Below are 17,024 nucleotides of genomic sequence, written 5' to 3'. Positions count from 1 at the left end.
ACCACCTCCACCTGTAGCGCCAGCGGCGTCGGGAATCTCTCCGACGAGATCGACCTGGCCGCCGGCGACAGCGTGACCTACAGCCTGAAGGCGACGGTCAATCCGGGAGCGGCGGGAACCGCCTGCGGCACCACTAACTGTCTTCAGACCACCGCCTCGGCGGCGGTGGCGGCGGGGATCGAGGATTTGGTCGCCACCAACGACAGTGACCAGGACAGCGATACCGAGCTGACCCCCCAGACGGATCTGGTGGTGGCCAAGACCGACAACGTGGAATTCGCCGGTCCCGGCAATCAGCTGACCTACCTCATCAGCGTCAACAACGCCGGCCCCAGCAGTGTGGAAGGGGCGCGCATCTTCGACGATTACGACACCGCTCAGCTCAGCACCTTCGACTGGAGCTGCACTCTGGGAACAGAGCTGACGCTGCTGGAGATCGAGCAGGACGGCTCCGGTGGGGTGGCGGCGCTGGCGGGAGTGCAAGGAGTGGCTCTGTCACCCGGCGGAGACGCCCTCTACACGGTGGCGGCCAGCGACGACGGTCTGCAGGTCTTTCGCCGGGACGGGGACCCGGACTCGGCGACCTTCGGCGAGCTGACGGTGGTGGAGGCCCTCACCGACGGTGCTGCGGACGGCGGCGGTACCGTCGTCGACGGGTTGAACGGCGCGGTGGCGGTGACGGTCGCTCCCGGTGGTACCCATGTGTATGTGGCGGGGAGGGACGACGACGCCGTGGCCGTTTTCGCGGTGCAGGGGGACGGCACCCTACGGTTCCTGGAGGCGGAGATCGACGGTGCCGGCGGGGTCGACGGGTTGGCGGGGGCTTCGGGAGTGGCGGTGAGCCCGGACGGTAGCCTGCTCTTCGCCAGCGGTGCGGACGATGACGCGGTGGCGGTCTTCACCATCGGGTCGGACGGCCGACTGACGTTCTTGGAAGTGCAGCGGGACGGCGACGGCGGCGTCTCGGGGCTGGCGGGGGCTTCGGCGGTAGCGGTGAGTCCGGATGGCGAGACCCTTTACGCCCTCGGTTCGGACAGCGATGGCATTGCGGTCTTCTCGGTGCAGGCCGGTGGCCTGACCTTCCTGGAGGCCGAGACTAACGGAACAAACGGAGTGACGAATCTGAACGGGCCGTCGGCGCTGGCCTCGAGCCCCGATGGAGATCATCTCTATGTCACTGCCGCCGTCTCCGATGCTCTGGTGACCTTCACCGTCGCCGCGGACGGCATGCTGAGCTTCATGGAGAGCGATGTCGACGGGGTTTCCGGTGTCGACGGCTTGGACGCGGCTTCGGGAGTGGCGGTGGCGGCCACTGGGGATCGGGTCTATGTGACCGGTCCGGCGGATGGTCAGGTCGCCGTCTTCGAGCGTTCGGCCACCGGTGCGGCGATCTTCCTGGAAGGCATCGGCTATCAGGAAGACAGTGAGCCGCGAGCCGTGGTGGCGAGCCCCGAAGGGCGTCATCTCTACTCCTCGAGCTCGGCTACGAGCAGCGTGGCGGCTTTGTCTTTGGGGCGGCGGGGATCCTGCGAGACCCTGATGACCGGCAGTACGGATCCCGTCACCGGTTCCGGCGATATCGACGAGAGAGTGGACTTGCCGGCGGGGTCGGGCCTCGCCTACGTGGCCGTGGCGCGCATTCGCACCGGGGCAACCGGTAGTGTTAGTAACACCGCCTTCGTCGTCGCGCCTGCGGGCACCAGCGATCCCAATGGCGGCTCCACGGCTCCGGGGAATGCTTGCCCAACGGACGCCAGCGACAACAATTGCAGCGTCGATACCACCGAGATTCGCCAGCTGGCGGATTTGCAGGTCACCAAGACCGACGGTGGCGAGCCGGCGGTACCGGGAGAGTCTTTCTCGTACCAGGTCACGGTATCCAACCAGGGACCGAACAACGCCGCCGGGGTCCAGGTCGAGGATAGCTTCCCCAGCGGGTTCGTCTGCGATACGCCGACCTGCTGGACCTGCACCACTTCCGGCGGCGGCAGCTGCGGCAGCGGCGCCGCCTCCGGGAGCGGCTTCAGCCATTCGGTCACCCTGGCCGCGGGCACCAGCGTCACCTACGACATCGAAGGCACGGTGCTCGCCTCCGCTACCGGCATCGACTGTCCCGACTCGGTGGATCCGCCGCCGGGCACTCGCCGCTGCTTGCTCAACACCGTCACCGCGACCTTGCCGTCGGGGCTGGGGGATCCGACGCTGCCCAACGAGGCCGAGGTCTACACCATTCTCGAGCCCAGCAGCGATCTGCAGGTGGAAAAGGCGGTGGTCACCGTTTCGCCGGAGATCGGGGCACCGCTGGAATACCTCATCGTGGTGAGCAACGCAGGCCCCAGCGATGCCGTCGGAGCGACGGTGACGGATAGCTTCCCCAGTGGCTTCACCTGTGATGCACCCACTTGTTGGACCTGCGCCGCCAGCGGCGGTGCGGACTGCGGCACCGCCAGCGGCGCGGGCAATTTGAATCAGACGGTGGATCTACCGGTGGGGGGCGAGGTGGTCTACAGCGTCACCGGCGTGGTGGATGCCAGCGCTCCGGCGGTGCTCACCAACACGGCGCAGGTGAATCCGCCCAGCGGCACCGTCGACCCGACCCCGGGCAACGCCATCGACACCGCCCGAGCGATCCTGGCGGCGGAGGTGGATCTGGCGGTGACCAAGAGCGATAACCGTTCGACGGCGGTGCCGGGAGAGACGGTGACCTATTCCATCACCGTCACCAACTCCGCCACCGACGATGCCGCCGAGGTGACGGTCACCGATTACTTCCCGGCCGAGCTGCGCAACGTGGTGTGGACTTGCTCCTCCCAGGCACCGGCCTCCGGCCTGCTCACCTTCGCCGAGGCGGCCACCGACGGCCTGGACTCGGTGGACGGCCTGGCGGGAGCGTCGGCGGTGGCGGCGAGCCCCGACGGTGCTCATCTCTACGTCGCCGGTGCTGGCGAGGACAGCCTGGCGGTCTTCGCCCTCAATTCCGCGACCGGCGAGCTGGAATTCGTCGAGACCCTCAGCGACGGTGGCACCGACGGCGCGGGCAACGCCCTGACCTTCCTGGCCGGACCGTCGCGGCTGGTGACCAGCCCCGACGGCAGCTTCGTCTTCGTCTCGACGGGGGACGATGCGGTGCTCGCCTTCCGCCGGGACACGGTGGCGGGGAGCCCCAACTACGGCAGCCTGACGCTGGTGGAAACCGAGCGGGACGGTCAGACGGACGCCGAGTCGGGACTGGTGGTGGACGGCCTGGTGAGCCCCGGGGCGCTGGCCATGAGCCCCGATGGCGAGCATCTCTACGTGCTGGGGGACGGAGGCTCGGCGGTGAGCGCTTTCTCCTGGGATCCCGGCAGCGCACGGCTGCGCTTCCTGGAGACCCTGGCGGAGGGAGGCATGGATGCCGACGGCACCGCCATCGCCGGTCTCAGCGCCGCCGCCGGCCTGGCCCTGGCGCCGGATTCGGACGGTACCGGTGCGGCGACCGGCGGCGAGCATCTGTACATCGCGGCGGCGGGCTCGCTGGTGGTCTTCGAACGCATCGCGGACTCGGCGGAGATGGACTTCGGCGAACTCCGCTACCTCCAGCGGGTGCAGGACGGCGACGTTCAGGCCGGTGCCATGGTGGAAGGTTTGACGGCGGCGCTGGATGTGGCGGTGGGGCCCGACGGCAGCTCCGTCTACGTTGCCGGCAGCAACGCCGGCGACGGTGCGGTGGCGGTCTTCTCCCGCGACCGGGACAGCACCAGCGGCGCCTTCGGTGAAGTGGAGTTCCGCGCCGTGAGCCAGGACGCGGAGCTCGGATCCGGCAGCCCGTCGGCGCTGGCGGTGAGCCCCGACGGCCAGCACCTCTACGCCTCGGTGAGCGAGCTCGACAGCCTGGTGGTTTACCAGCGCAACACCGCCACCGGCGAGCTGTCGGTACCCAAGCAGGACGTGGTGGACAACACGCCGGCGCTGGACGCCGACGGCAATCCCACCGGCGCCACCATCCAGGGCCTGGCGGGGGTCAGCGACGTGGTGGTAGCCGCGGACGGCGACCGGGTCTTCGCCACCGGCGCCGAGGACAACGCCCTGGCGGTCTTCCTGCGGGAAGGCGCGCCGCCGGCCTTCGACTTCGTTTCCGTCGTGCGGGAGGGGGATGTCCAGCCCTCCGGTACCGTCGACGGCATCGACGGTGCCACCGCCGTAGCCGTGAGCACCGGCGGCGAACGGCTCTACGCCACCGGCTTCGCCGATGGATCCCTGGCGGTCTTCGAGCGCGATCCGGTGAGCGGTGAGATCAGCTTCCTCGAGGTGCATCGGGACGGCGTGCTGGGCGTCGACGGCCTCGCCGGCGCTTCCGCCGTGGTGGTGAGCCCGGACGATCTTCACGTCTACGTCGCCGGTCAAACGGACAACGCGGTGGCGGTCTTCGAAGCGGTGGCCGACGGTGGCTTGAGCTTCATCCAGGTGCTGCGCAACGGGGTCTCCGGCGTCGAGGGCCTGTTCGGCGTCAGCGGCCTGGCGGTGAGCCCCGATGGCGGGCACGTCTACGCCGCCAGCCAATTCGATGCCGCCCTGGCGGTTTTCCTGCGGGGTACGGATGGCCGCCTGATCTTCGCCCAGAGCCTCACCAACGGTGTCGACGGGGTCGCCGGTCTTTCCGGCGCCTCCTCGGTAGCGGTGAGCTCGGACAACGTCCACGTCTACGTCGCCAGCGCCTTTGACGACACCCTCACGGTCTTCGAGCGCGACACCGCCAGCGGTGATCTGGAGCTACTCCAGGTGCTCCAGGACGACGACGCTCTCACTTCCATCAGCGGTGCGCTGGTGACGGACGGCCTCGACCGGGCGCAGTCGGTGGCGGTGAGCCCGGACCCCGGGGACGGCACCGGCACCGCCCACGTCTATGTCGCCGCCGGCCTCGACGGCTCGGTGGCGGTCTTCCTGCGGGACAACGACAATTCCAGCTCCAGCTACGGTCAGCTGACCTCCGTCGAGGTGCTCAAGGACGGGGACGAACAGGGCGAGCTCACCGTCGACGGCCTTGCCGGAGCGCGCTCGGTGGTGGTCAGCGGCGACGGCAAGCTGGTCTATGCCACCGGCGAGTTCGACGATGCTCTGGTGGTCTTCGCCCGCGCCGAGTCCACCGGCGAGCTGACCTTCGTAGAGGCCCGCCAGGACGGCGTCGACGGGGTCACCGATCTCGATCAGCCCTTCGCCGCAGTGGTCAGCCCCGGCGGGCGCCACGTCTACACCGTGAGCCTCGAGGACGATGCCATCGCCCTGTTCAGCCGCGCCTCCGGCTCCCGCTGCACCGGCGCCGGCACCGGCGACATCGAGGACGTGGTGGATCTCGGTGGCGGCAGCAGCATCACCTACACCGCCGTGGCGGAGGTGGATCCGGCGGCCTATTCCACCGCTCCGGCGTGCCCCGCGGGGATGGGTTTCCCCGCCGGCGCCCGGTGTATCGAGAACCAGGCCACGGTGGCGGTGCCGGCGGGGGGCGCGGTGGACGTGGATCCGAGCAACGACACCGATTCCGACATCGATGAGATCGCCCCGGTGGCGGATCTGGGCATCGAGAAGACCAACGACGAGATCACGGTGGTGCCGGGGCAGGAGCTGACCTACACCCTCACCGTCACCAACGACGGGCCCAGCAACGTGGTGGGAGCGACGGTGCGGGACGATCTGGCGGCGGTCTTCCCCGACGGCGCCACCTGGACCTGCCTGGCGGTGCCCTCCGGATCGCTGCGCTATCTCCAGACCTTGGAAGACGGTGAGGACGAGGTGCAGGGCCTCGACGGCGCCTTCGCGGTGGCGGTGAGCCCCGACGACTCCGGGGAGTATGTCTACGTCACCGGTCTGGCGGAGGATTCGCTGGCGATCTTCATCCGCGATGCCGTCACCGGCGAGCTGGCGCCGCTGGATCTGCTGCAGCAGGGGGAGGTCCAGGGCGCGCTGATCATCGATGGACTCGCCGGTGCCGGGGCGCTGACCCTGTCGCCGGACGGTGAGGATCTCTACGTCGCCAGCGTCAGCCAGGACAAGGTCGCCCACTTCCGCCGCGACGACGGGACCGGCTTGCTGACCTTCGTGGCGGCGATCCAGGACGGCGAGGCTCAGGGCGCCGTCACCATCGATGGTCTCGACCAGCCGTCATCCCTGGCGGTTTCGCCGGACGGCGAGCACCTCTACGTCACCGGCGCCAACGACGATGCGGTGGCGGTCTTCGCCCGGGACGGCGTGGGAGCGTTGACCTTCGTCGAGGCTCAGGTGGGGCTGGAAGGCCTCGCCGGGGCCAGCGCGGTGGTGGTGAGCCCCGACCCGGACGGTGCGGGAGCGGAAGCCGGGGGCGATCACGTCTATGTCGCCGGCGCCAACGACGGCGCGGTGGTGGTCTTCCAGCGGGCGCCGGAGCTGGACGGCGGCGGCGGGGCCAATCCCGACTTCGGCAAGCTGACCTTCCTGGAACGCCAGCAGTCCGCCACCATCCCGGGTCTGGCGGAGGCGTCGGCTCTGGCCATCTCCCCCGACGGGCTCAACCTCTACGTCACCGGGCCCGGCTCCGGAGCCGGGGCACTAGTCGTCTTCCAGCGCGACGGCGAGGCCACCGTCGGCGGCGTCGCCAACGGCAACTTCGGCCGGTTGAGTCTGGTTCAGACCCTGGTGGACGGCACCGGCGGTGTCGACGGTCTGGCGGGTGCCCGCTCCCTGGCGGTGAGCCCGGACGGCTATCACCTCTACGCCGCCGCCGGCGCCGAGGACGCCCTCGGGGTCTTCGGCCGCGATCCGGAGCTGGACGGCAGTCTCTTCTTCATCGAAACCCAGCGCGAAGGCCTGGGCCGGGTGCAGGGGTTGGACGGTGCCCAGGGAGTGGCCCTGGCTCCCGATGGCCGGGCGGTTTATGCCACCGGCCGCACCGACGATTCCCTGGTGGTCTTCGAGCGGCCGGCGGACACCAGCTGTGCCCCCGGCGGCTCCGGAACGCTGCTGGAGGATTCGGTGTCCATCGCCGCCGGTGGCCGCATCGTCTATCAAATCACCGGCATGGTGGCGGCGGATGCCTGCCCGCCGCCCTACCCATGCTCTTCCACCCAGCTGGAGAACACCGCCGAGGTGATCCCGCCGGATAGCGTCGAGGATCCCAACCAGGACGACCCGGCCACCGGCGACACGGTGGAGGGCAACAATCAGAGCACCGATTCCGACGACCTGTCGGCGCGGGTGGACCTCTCCCTCACCAAGGCGGACGAGTTCATCGAGGTGCGGGGCCTCGCCGGCGCCGCTGATCTGGTCCTGGTGCCGGATCCCGACGGCGACGGTTCCGAAGTGGGGGGGCGCCAGCTCTACGTCGCCGGTGGCGACAGCGATGCGGTGGCGGTCTTCCAGCGCAACATCACCGGCGGTGAGCTCACCTTCGTCGAGGCCCTGGTGGACAACCAGGACGGTGTCGAGGGGCTCAACGGTGCCGCGGCGGTAGTGCTGAGCCCGGACGGCGAGCATCTCTACGCCGCCGGCGCCGGCGACAACGCGGTGGCGATCTTCCGGCGCGACAGCGCGCGCCTCGAGACCACCGGCGAAGCGAATCCGGCTTTCGGCCGCCTGACCTACCTGGCAACGGCTTCCGACGATCCTTCCGACGGGCGCCTCTTGGGGGTCTCGGCCCTGGCTATGAGCCCGGACGGCAAGCATCTCTACGCCGCCGCCACCGCCGGCGATGCGGTATCGGTGTGGCGTCGGGACGACGAGGAAGAGCTCGCCGACGGCGAGGCGAATCCGAGCTTCGGGAGCCTGACCCTGGTGCAGGTGCTCACCGACGGTTTGGACGACGTCGACGGGTTGGCGGCGGTGGCTTCGCTGGCCCTGAGCCCGGACGGCGAGCATCTCTACGCCGCCGGCGCCGGGGACGACGCCGTGTCCATCTTCGCCCGGGAGAGCAATTCCCTGAGCGCTGACTTCGGTCAGCTGAGCTTCCTCGATGCGGTGCGGGACGCCACCGGCGTCGCCCTCGACGGTGTGGCTTCGCTGGCCCTGAGCCCGGACGGCGAGCATCTCTACGCCGCCGCCGAGGGATCCGACAGCCTGTCGGTTTGGGGCCGCGACGCCCAGAGCACCAGCACTGACTTCGGTCTGCTCTCCGCGGTGGAGACCCTCACCGCCGGCGGCGCCGACGGCGGAGGAGCTACCGTCGACGGCCTCGAAGGCCCCGAGGGGCTGGCGGTGGACGATGACTTTGTCTACGTCGCCGCCGGCGCCGGAGACGCGTTGGTGGTCTTCTCCCGGGAGTCCTCCAGCGCCAGCGCCGACTTCGGCCGCCTGAGCTTTGTGGAGGCGGTGCGGGACGGCCAGGCGGATTCCGCCGGCGCGGTGGTGGGCGGTCTCGCCGGTGCCAGCACGCTGGTGCTCAGCGGTACCGGCGGAGATCTCTATGCCACCGGTGCCGCCGCCGACGCGGTGAGCCGCTACCAGCGCCAGGCCGGCGGCGAGCTTCACTTCCAGGAATTCCAGCGCGAGGGCGGTGGCGGCGTGGCGCCGGGGCAGCCGGTGACCTATGTCATCGAGGTGCGCAACGATGGCCCCAGCGACGTCCGCGGCGCGCGGCTGGTGGACAACTTCCCCGGTGGCCTCACCGACGTCACCTGGGAATGCACCCTGATCCAGGGCCTGGCGGACAAGAGCTTCTGCGGAGTGCTCGAGGGCACCGGTGACATCGACATCAGCATCTCCCTGGAGGCCGGCGGTGTGCTGGAGGTGCGGGCCACCGCCACGGTGCTGCCGGAGGCCACCGAGGATCTGGTCAACACCGCCACGGTGACCGCTCCCGACGGCGTCATCGAGCTCGATGGTACGGACAACAGCGACACCGACGACGACACGGTGCTGGCCCCGGCGGCGGATCTGAGCATTTCGAAGCAGCTGGATCCGGCGGCGGAGCTGGTGGCCGGCGGCGAGGTGACCTGGATCGTGACGGTGGAGAACCTGGCCGCCACCGGCGCCAGCGACGCCTACGGCGCCGAGGTTCGAGACCTCTTCCCGGAGGCGGTCTATGACGTTTCTTGGACCTGCGAGGCGGAGCCCGTGGCGGGACTGCTGTCGCCGGTGGAACGTCTTGACACCGGCAGCGGGGTGACCTTCGAGGTCGAGCGGGACGGTGTCAACGACCCCAGCGACGCCGGCGACGCCGTCGACGGCCTGGGCGGTGCTTCGGCGGTGACGGTGAGCGCCGATGGCCTGTGGGTCTTCGCCGGCGGCGGCACCGAGGCCGGGGTGGCGATTTTCCGGCGGGATATCCGCAACGGACTGCTGAGCTTCGTCGACGCCATCGAGAACGGTGATGCCATTCTCGACGACGACGGCATGACGGTGGGCACGGTGGACGGCCTGGCGGGAGTGTCGGCGCTGGTGGAGAGCGCCGACGGCGGCGAGATCTACGCCGCTGCCGCCGGTGACGACGCCCTGGTGGTCTTGGAGCGGGATAGCGAGGGCGCTCTGAGCCTGCTGCAGGTGGAGCAGGACGGGGTCGGCGGAATCAACGCCCTGGGCGGCGCCGCGGCGCTGGCGGTGACCGGCGACGGCGCCCACGTGTATGTCGCCGGCGAGGCGGACGACGGCATCGCCCGCTTCGCGCGAGACGCCGGCACGGGCCTGGTGACCTTTGCCGGTGCGGTGCTCGAAGGGGCGACCCAGGGCGGCGAGACGGTGAGCGGGCTGCTGGGCGTGGCGTCCCTGGCCCTGAGCTCCGACGAGGACTTCCTCTACGCCGCCGGTGACGGGGCGGTGGCGATCTTCTCCCGCAATGCGGCCTCCGGCGCGTTGACCTTCGTGGCGGCGGTGGCGGACGGCGACGACTATATGGACGCCTCCGGTGCGGTGGTGGGGACGGTGGACGGTCTGGCGGGGGCTCGATCCCTGGCAGTGAGCGCCGGAGGAGACCATCTCCACGTGGCCGGCGACGGGACTTTGGTGACCTTCCTGCGGGACGGCACCACGGGCTTGCTGAGCTTCGTGGAGTCGCTGGTGGACGGCGACCTGGCGGCGGCCCGGTCCCTGGCTCTGAGCGACGACGGCGGGCATCTCTACATCGCCGCCGGCGACGGCATCTCGGTCTTCCGCCGGGATGCGGACACCGGTCTGCCGAGCTTCGAACAACGCTTGGAGGACGGCGACACGGTGCTCGACGACGTCGGCGCGCCGCTGGGTACGGTGGACGGCCTGGCGGCGGTGGCGGCGGTGACGGTAAGCCCCGGCGGGCGTCATCTCTATGCCGCCGGCACCGGGGACGATGCCTTGGCGGCGTTCAGCCGGCAGCGCGGCTCTCTGTGTACCCGGGCCGGCACCGGCGCCATCTTCGACACCGTCGACGTGATCCTCGGGGGCCGGGTGACCTACACCGCCACCGGGACGGTGAGCTCCGGCGCCGACGGCGACCTCACCAACCGGGCGACGGTGACCGCCCCCGCCGACACTCTCGACGCCATTCCCGGCAACAACGAGGCGACCGTCACCGGCACCCTGGAGCACCGTGCGGATCTGGCGGTGATCAAGACCGACGGCTTGACCGAAGCGGTGCCCGGCGAGCTGCTGACCTACACCCTGGAGGTCCAGAACCTCGGCCCCAGCGACATTTCCGGTGCCCAGGTGCTGGACGAGCTCCCCCTCTTCGCCGACTCGTTGAAGGGGGCCGCGTCGGCGGGCTTCGTCGCCGGCGGCTCCGCCTGGTCGTGCCAGAGCTCCAGCGTCCTCGGCTTCGTCGAGAGCTGGACCGACGGCGAGGCTCAAGGACCGGCCACCGTGGACGGCTTGGCAGGGGTGCGCTGGCTGGTGGCGAGCCCGGACGGCGGGCATCTCTACGCCGCCGGCGCCGACGACGACGCGGTGGCGGTGTTCAGTCATGGCGCCGGCGACCAGCTCTTCTTCCAGGAGATCGTCTCCGAAGGCGACGCCCAGGGTACCCGCACGGTGGCGGGGCTGGCGGGAGCCTCGGCGGCGGCCTTCAGCCCGGACGGCAAGCATCTCTACGTCACCGGAGCCACCGCCGGCTCGGTGGCGGTCTTCGAGCGCGGCAGCGAGGGCGAGCTGGGCTTCCTGAGCTCGGTGACCGACGGTCAGGTGGTGGCCGGCGTGCCGGTGGACGGCCTGGCGGGAGCGGCGGCGGTGGCGGTGAGCCCCGACGGCGCCCACGTCTATGTCGCCGGGCGGGACGACGATGCGGTGGTGGCTCTGCGCCGGGAGACCGACGACGGTGAGTCGAGCTACGGTTCGCTGACCCTGGTGCAGCGGCTCAAGGACGGCTTCGGACAGGTTCCCATCGGCGTCCTCGACGGTGCCCGCTGGATCGCCTTGAGCCCGGACGGCGAGCATCTCTACGCCGCCGCCCAGGAAGCGGACGCGCTGGCGGTCTTCCAGCGCGACGCCGACCCGGCGAGCTCCAGCTACGGCCAGCTGACCCTGCTGCAGGTGCTCAAGGACGATGCCGCCCTGACCCCGGTGCCCGGGGCCACGGTGGTGGACGGCCTCGACTTCGTGGTCTCCCTGGCCCTGAGCCCCGGCGGCTTCCATCTCTACGCCGCCGCCCTCACCGACGACTCGGTGACGGTGTTCCGGCGCCAGGAGGATCCGGAGCAGACGGACTTCGGCGAGCTCACCTTCCTGCAATTGCTGCGCGACGGCACCGGCGGTGTCGGCGGCCTGGACGGTGCCGGTGCGGTGGCGGTGAGCCCCGACGGCTCCCGGGTCTACGCCACCGGCGTCAACGACGGCGCTCTCAGCGTCTTTCGCCGGGAGGTCTCCGCCGGTGCTGCGGGCTACGGTCAGCTGAGCTTGATGGGGGCGCTGCGGGACGGCGACGAAACCGTCACCGGGGTTACCACGGCCACCGTGGCCGGGCTCGACCAGGTGCGCTTCGTCGGCGTCGGCAGCGGCGGCGGAGCCGGGGTCGCCGACGGGCGGGTCTATACCGCCAGCAGCGGTACCAGCACCCTGGCGGTCTTCCGCGGCCAGGCCTCCTCCGGCTGCGGAGCGGGCACGGACGGGGACGTGGTCTCCGATGTGCTGGACGACAGCCTCGACCTGGCGGCGGGAGCCAGCGCGGTCTACCGCTTCCAGGGGCTGGTGGATCCGGGCTCCCGGGGGACTTTGTTCAACACCGCGGTGGTGTCCATCCCGGCGGGCGGCATCACCGACCCCGGCGGCGCCCACGCCGCCGGCACTTGCCTCGACGCCGCCGACGACGCCGACAACGACAGCTGCACCGACGCCACGGAGATGGTGCCGGCATCCCAGCTGGCCCTCACCAAGGAGGACGGCCAGACCACCGCCGTTGCCGGGCTGCCGCTGACTTACACCCTGGTGGTGACCAACGCCGGCCCCAGTCACGCCTTCGCCGCCCGGGTGCTGGATCTGCTGCCGGTCTACGATGCCGGCACCCAGCCGGCGGGCTTCGATGCGGCGACGGCGAGCTGGACCTGCGTCGCCAGCGCCGGCTCCAGTTGCTCCGCCGGGCCGGTTCCCGGCGACGTGGCGGACACCGTCGACCTGCTGGCCGGCGGCACCCTCACCTACAGCGTCACCGCCACGGTGCATCCGTCTGCCACCGGCACCCTGCTCAACCTCGCCCAGGTGGAGCCGGAACCCGGCGCCGCGGACCCGGTGCCGGGAGACGAGACCGACACAGATGAGGACATCTTGGTGCGGGTCCACGACCTGGCGGTGACCAAGAGCAACGGCGTCGACGAGGTGATCTCCGGCGATCCGGTGGTCTACGCCGTGGAGGTTGCCAACCTCGGTCCCAGCACCGCCGAGGACGTGCGGCTGCTGGACATTTTCCCGGCGCAATTGCTCGACCTGGAGTGGAGCTGCCAGACCTTCGGCGGCGTCAGCTGCGGTGATCTGCCGGGGAATCCGGTGAGCATCGACCAGACCTTCGATCTGCTCCCCGGCGAGGGACGGGCCTACACCGTCACCGCCACCGTCGATCCCATCGCCACCGGCACTCTGAGCAACACCGCCACGGCGCTGGTGACCCCGGCGTCGGCGGACCCGGAGCCGGGGAACAACAGCCAGACCGACGCCGATCCCATCGTCGCTCCCGACGGCCAGATCTTCTTCGACGGTTTCGAGACCGGCGATCTGAGCCGCTGGAGCCGCACCGTGGGTGATCTGGTGGGTCCCTTCGAATTCATCCTGACCCCGGGCCGGACCGACGCTTGGCGCCAGCAGGACGGGCCGAAGCGGGAGCAGCGCTACCGCGCGCGCTTCGTCTTCGACGCCGGGGACACCACCCTGGCGCCGGGAGCTTTCCATCAGATCTACGCGGCTCAGGACGAGCTCACCGGCCGCACCGTCTTCGCCCTCGAGCTGGGCGCCGGCACCGGCGGGCACCGGGTGCGGGCCGTGGCCTGGACCGGCGACGGCCGGCGCATCGAGTCGACCTGGGCGCCGTTGGCCCCGGGCCGCCACCAGCTGGAGGCGGATTGGTGGGCCTCGCCGCGGGTGGAGAGCTCCGCCGGCGGGCTGCGGCTGTGGATCGACGGCGAGGTGGCCGCCGACCTCACCGGAGTCGACAACCATCGCCTGCGGGTGGATGCGGTGCGCTTCGGCGCCGTCGACGGGGTGGATGCGGGCACCCGGGGCCGCCACCGCTACGAGCGGCTGGAGGGCGGCAGCGAGCTCCACCGCAAGCTGCGTCCGTCGCTGGAGGGATTGAGGCAGGAACCGGGTCCGGGGGTCTCCTTCTGGAACGGCGGTCCCCTCTTCCAGATCCTGCAGACGCTGCCGGCGCTGATGTTGGGGCAGGCGGATGCGGTGCTGGCCCGGGTCGGCGGCGAGGAGATCACCGTCGCCGAGCTCCAGGACGCCGCTGCCGCCACCGCCGCCGGCTCCGCCAGCGCGCAGGAAGGTTCCGCCACGGCGGCGGAGAAGCAAGCGCTCCTCGATCACCTCATCGAGCGCAAGAGCCTGCTGGCGGCGGCCCGCCGGGAAGGCTACGACCAGGATCCGGAAGTGCAGGCGGCCATCGAACGCATCCTCATCGGCCGCTTCTTGGAGGACCAGCTGGAGCAGCGCATGGCGGCGGTGGAGGTGAGCGAGGAAGAGATCCAGGCGCGTTACCAGCGGGATCGGGACCGCTACCGCCGGCCGGACCGGCGGCGGGTGGCGTTGATCCAGATCGAGGTGCCGGCGCGGGCGGATGAGGAGCGTCGCCGGGCGCTGCGCCGGAAGGCCGAGGAAGCGTTGGAAGCCGCCCGGCGGCAGCCTCCCGACACCGTCGGCTTCGGCGAGCTGGCGACCCGCACTTCCGACGACGGTGCGAGCAAATACATCGGCGGCGTGGTGGGCTGGTTGATTCCCGGGCGCGAGTACAAATGGGGTCCGGAGGTCACCGAAGCGGCTTTCGCTCTCGCCGAGGCGGGACAGGTCTCGGAGCTGGTGGAGGCCGATGGAGCCTTCTATGTGGTCAAGCTGGTCGACCTGGAAGAGGGGCGCCAGCTGCCCCTGGAGCGCTATCGCGCCGCGGTACGCCGGCAGCTGCTGGAGGAGAAGCGGGACGCGGTGCGGGAGGACTTCTACCGCCAGCTGCGGGAGGAGGCGGAGGTGTCGGTGAACGCCGAGCTCCTCGAGGGCCTGGAGCTTCCGGCGCCGCCGCGGGCGGCCCGCCGGGCGGTGCCGGGGACTCCCGGTACTTCGGGCGCTTCCGGTGCGGAATCTCCCGATGGCGAATCTTCCGGCGGAGGGGAGGGGGCGCCATGAGACAGCTAGCGGAAAGGCTTCGTGAGATGCAGGAACTTCGAGGATTTGGCAGCGAGCGGTCAGGAGGCCGGGTGATGAGTGAGAGCAAGAGAATGGGACGGCGCACGACGGCGGTAGGGATCCTTCTGCCGTTGCTAGGAGTGCTGGGAGTGCTCTTCTGGGCATGGCCGGCGGCGGCCAGCGATCAGGTGCAGCAGAGCTTCGTGCTGCAACCGGGGTGGAACTCCGTCTACCTGGAGGTGGAACCGGAGCCCAACGACACCGAGTCGGTCTTCGAGGGGCTGCCGGTGGCCAGCGTCTGGACCTGGAATCCGAGCTTCTCGACGGTGGAGTTCATCCAGGATCCCGCCGAGGGGCTGGTCAACCGCGACGGCTGGCTGGGCTTCTTCCCCCGGCCGCGACCGGAGGCCTTCCTCACCAATCTCTTCATCGTCCAGCCCAACCGCGCCTATTTGATCAAGCTGGAGGGGGACGAGCCGGTGACCTGGACCGTCAGCGGCCGGCCTTCGCTACGCAGCCAGCGCTGGGTCACCGACTCCTTCAACCTGGTGGGTCTGCCGGTGGATCCGGCGGCGCCGCCTACCTTCGGCGACTACTTCGCTTCCTCCGAGGCCCATAGTCCGGCCCAGGTCTATCGGCTCGATGGCACCGGGGTCTGGCAGCTGGTGGCCAACCCGGACTTCGAACCGGTGCAATCCGGCGAGGCCTATTGGATCTACACCGAGGGCGCTTCGATCTATCAGGGGCCGCTGGAAGTGGATCTGGAGCAGAGCGACGGCCTGCAATACGGCGCCACCCTGGTCTCCCAGCGGGTGCGCTTCAACAACGCCACGGACACCGACTTCACCGTCACCCTGCGGCAGCTGTCGTCGGCGACGCCGGTGGAGATGGCGGTGAACCGCTTCGATCCCGACACCGGCGAGGAGAGCTGGCCGGCGCTGCCTTCGGCGCTGGCGGTGCCGGTGCCCGCCGGCGGCGAGAGCTTCGTCGACCTGGCGGTGCGGCGGCAGGATTTCTCCACGGAGGAGGTGGCCTCGGTGCTCGAGGTGACCGACGGCCGCGGCGTGCGCCGGCGGCTGGCGGTGAATGCCGCCGCCACCGTGCCGACGGCGGCGGGGGCGGCTCTGCGCGCCGCCAAGGCGGCGGGCGGGGAGGACAACCCCCGGGCGGTGCGGGCGATCTACGACCGCATGACCTCGTCCACCCCCTTCGCCGGGCTGTGGGTGGGCTCCGCCAGCGTCAACGGTGTCAGCGAAGCCCAGACCGGCGGCGCCGTGCCCAAGAGCACCGGCCGGGACTTTTCCTTCCGGCTGCTGGTGCACGTCGACGGCTTCGGCCAGGCGCGGCTGCTCAAGGAGGTGATCCAGCTGTGGCAGGACGGCACCATGGCACCGGATCCCGACGATCCCACCGCCCTCACCGTCGACACGCCGGGTAATTACGTTCTGCTCACCGACGACAGCCTGATTCCCAACTTCCAGGGCGCCTCGTTGCGGGACGGCGTGCCGGTGGGGTATCGCCTGAGCACCGTGGGCTATGACTTCCCGGGGCAGAGCGTCGACCTGGATGGCAGCTTCGCCATCGGCGGCACCCTGAGCTGCACCCTGACCCTGGGGTCGGATTTCCCGACCAATCCCTTCAAGCACGGTTTCCATCCGGATCACGACAATCTGGACGCCCAATTCCTCGCCCCCCGGGAGGAGGCCTACGCAGTGACCCGGTCGATGGTCTTCGAGTTCGCCGCCAGCGATCCCGACGTCCGCGGCGGAGTAGAGCCGGATCTGGGGGATTCCTTCATGGCCGGCACCTTCCGTGAGACCCTCTCCGGCCTGCACCGCAACGACATCTTCGTCTCCGGCACGTTCCGATTGCGCCGGGTGGCGGCGACCCCGGTGCTGAACCAATGAAGGCCCGTCGTGAATCAATGAGAGCTCATCTGGAATCAACGAGAGCCCATCTGGAATCAAAGAGAGGCAGCGCGATGAAATCCTCCCTCCTTCCCTCCTTCGCCCCATTCTTGGGCCGGGGTCTCTGGGCTTCCCTGGCCCTTCAGACCCTCCGGCGGCCGTTGCTTGCAGCGCTCTCGATCCTCTGCCTGCTGCCGGCGGCGAGTGCCTTGGCCCTCTGGCCCTCCGGCGGCGGCGGCTCGCTGGATGACCGCGCCCGGGCGACGGTCACCGACTCCGCGGGCAATGTCTACACCGTGGGTGATTTCCGCGGCACCGCTTTCTTCGGGTCGGGGATCCTGACCTCCGAAGGCCTGAACGATTTCTTCGTCGTCAAATACGACGTCAACG

General features: G+C 70.2%; 3 protein-coding genes. All 3 read left to right on the top strand.

Annotated features, from left to right (window positions below):
• The first annotated feature begins 72 nt into the window (after positions 1 to 72).
• Positions 73 to 14,727 (top strand): beta-propeller fold lactonase family protein, encoded by a 14,655-nt coding sequence (locus SX243_19005; GenBank protein ID MDY7095069.1) that lies wholly within the window; start codon positions 73 to 75, stop codon positions 14,725 to 14,727.
• Between the two features lie 74 nt (positions 14,728 to 14,801).
• Positions 14,802 to 16,634, top strand: coding sequence for a hypothetical protein (locus SX243_19000; GenBank protein ID MDY7095068.1), 1,833 nt, complete (start codon positions 14,802 to 14,804; stop codon positions 16,632 to 16,634).
• A 74-nt stretch (positions 16,635 to 16,708) separates the two neighbouring features.
• Positions 16,709 to 17,024 (top strand): hypothetical protein (locus tag SX243_18995; GenBank protein ID MDY7095067.1); only part of this gene is annotated, 316 nt, incomplete at its 3' end.

The sequence above is a fragment of the Acidobacteriota bacterium genome (genome assembly GCA_034211275.1).
Lineage (GTDB): Bacteria > Acidobacteriota > Thermoanaerobaculia > Multivoradales > JAHZIX01 > JAGQSE01.
This window is presented reverse-complemented; position numbering and strand designations above follow the sequence as displayed.

Coding starts and splice junctions, on each gene's coding strand:
- SX243_19000 (MDY7095068.1), top strand. CDS start 14,802: ATGAGTGAGAGCAAGAGAATGGGACGGCGCACGACGGCGGTAGGGATC.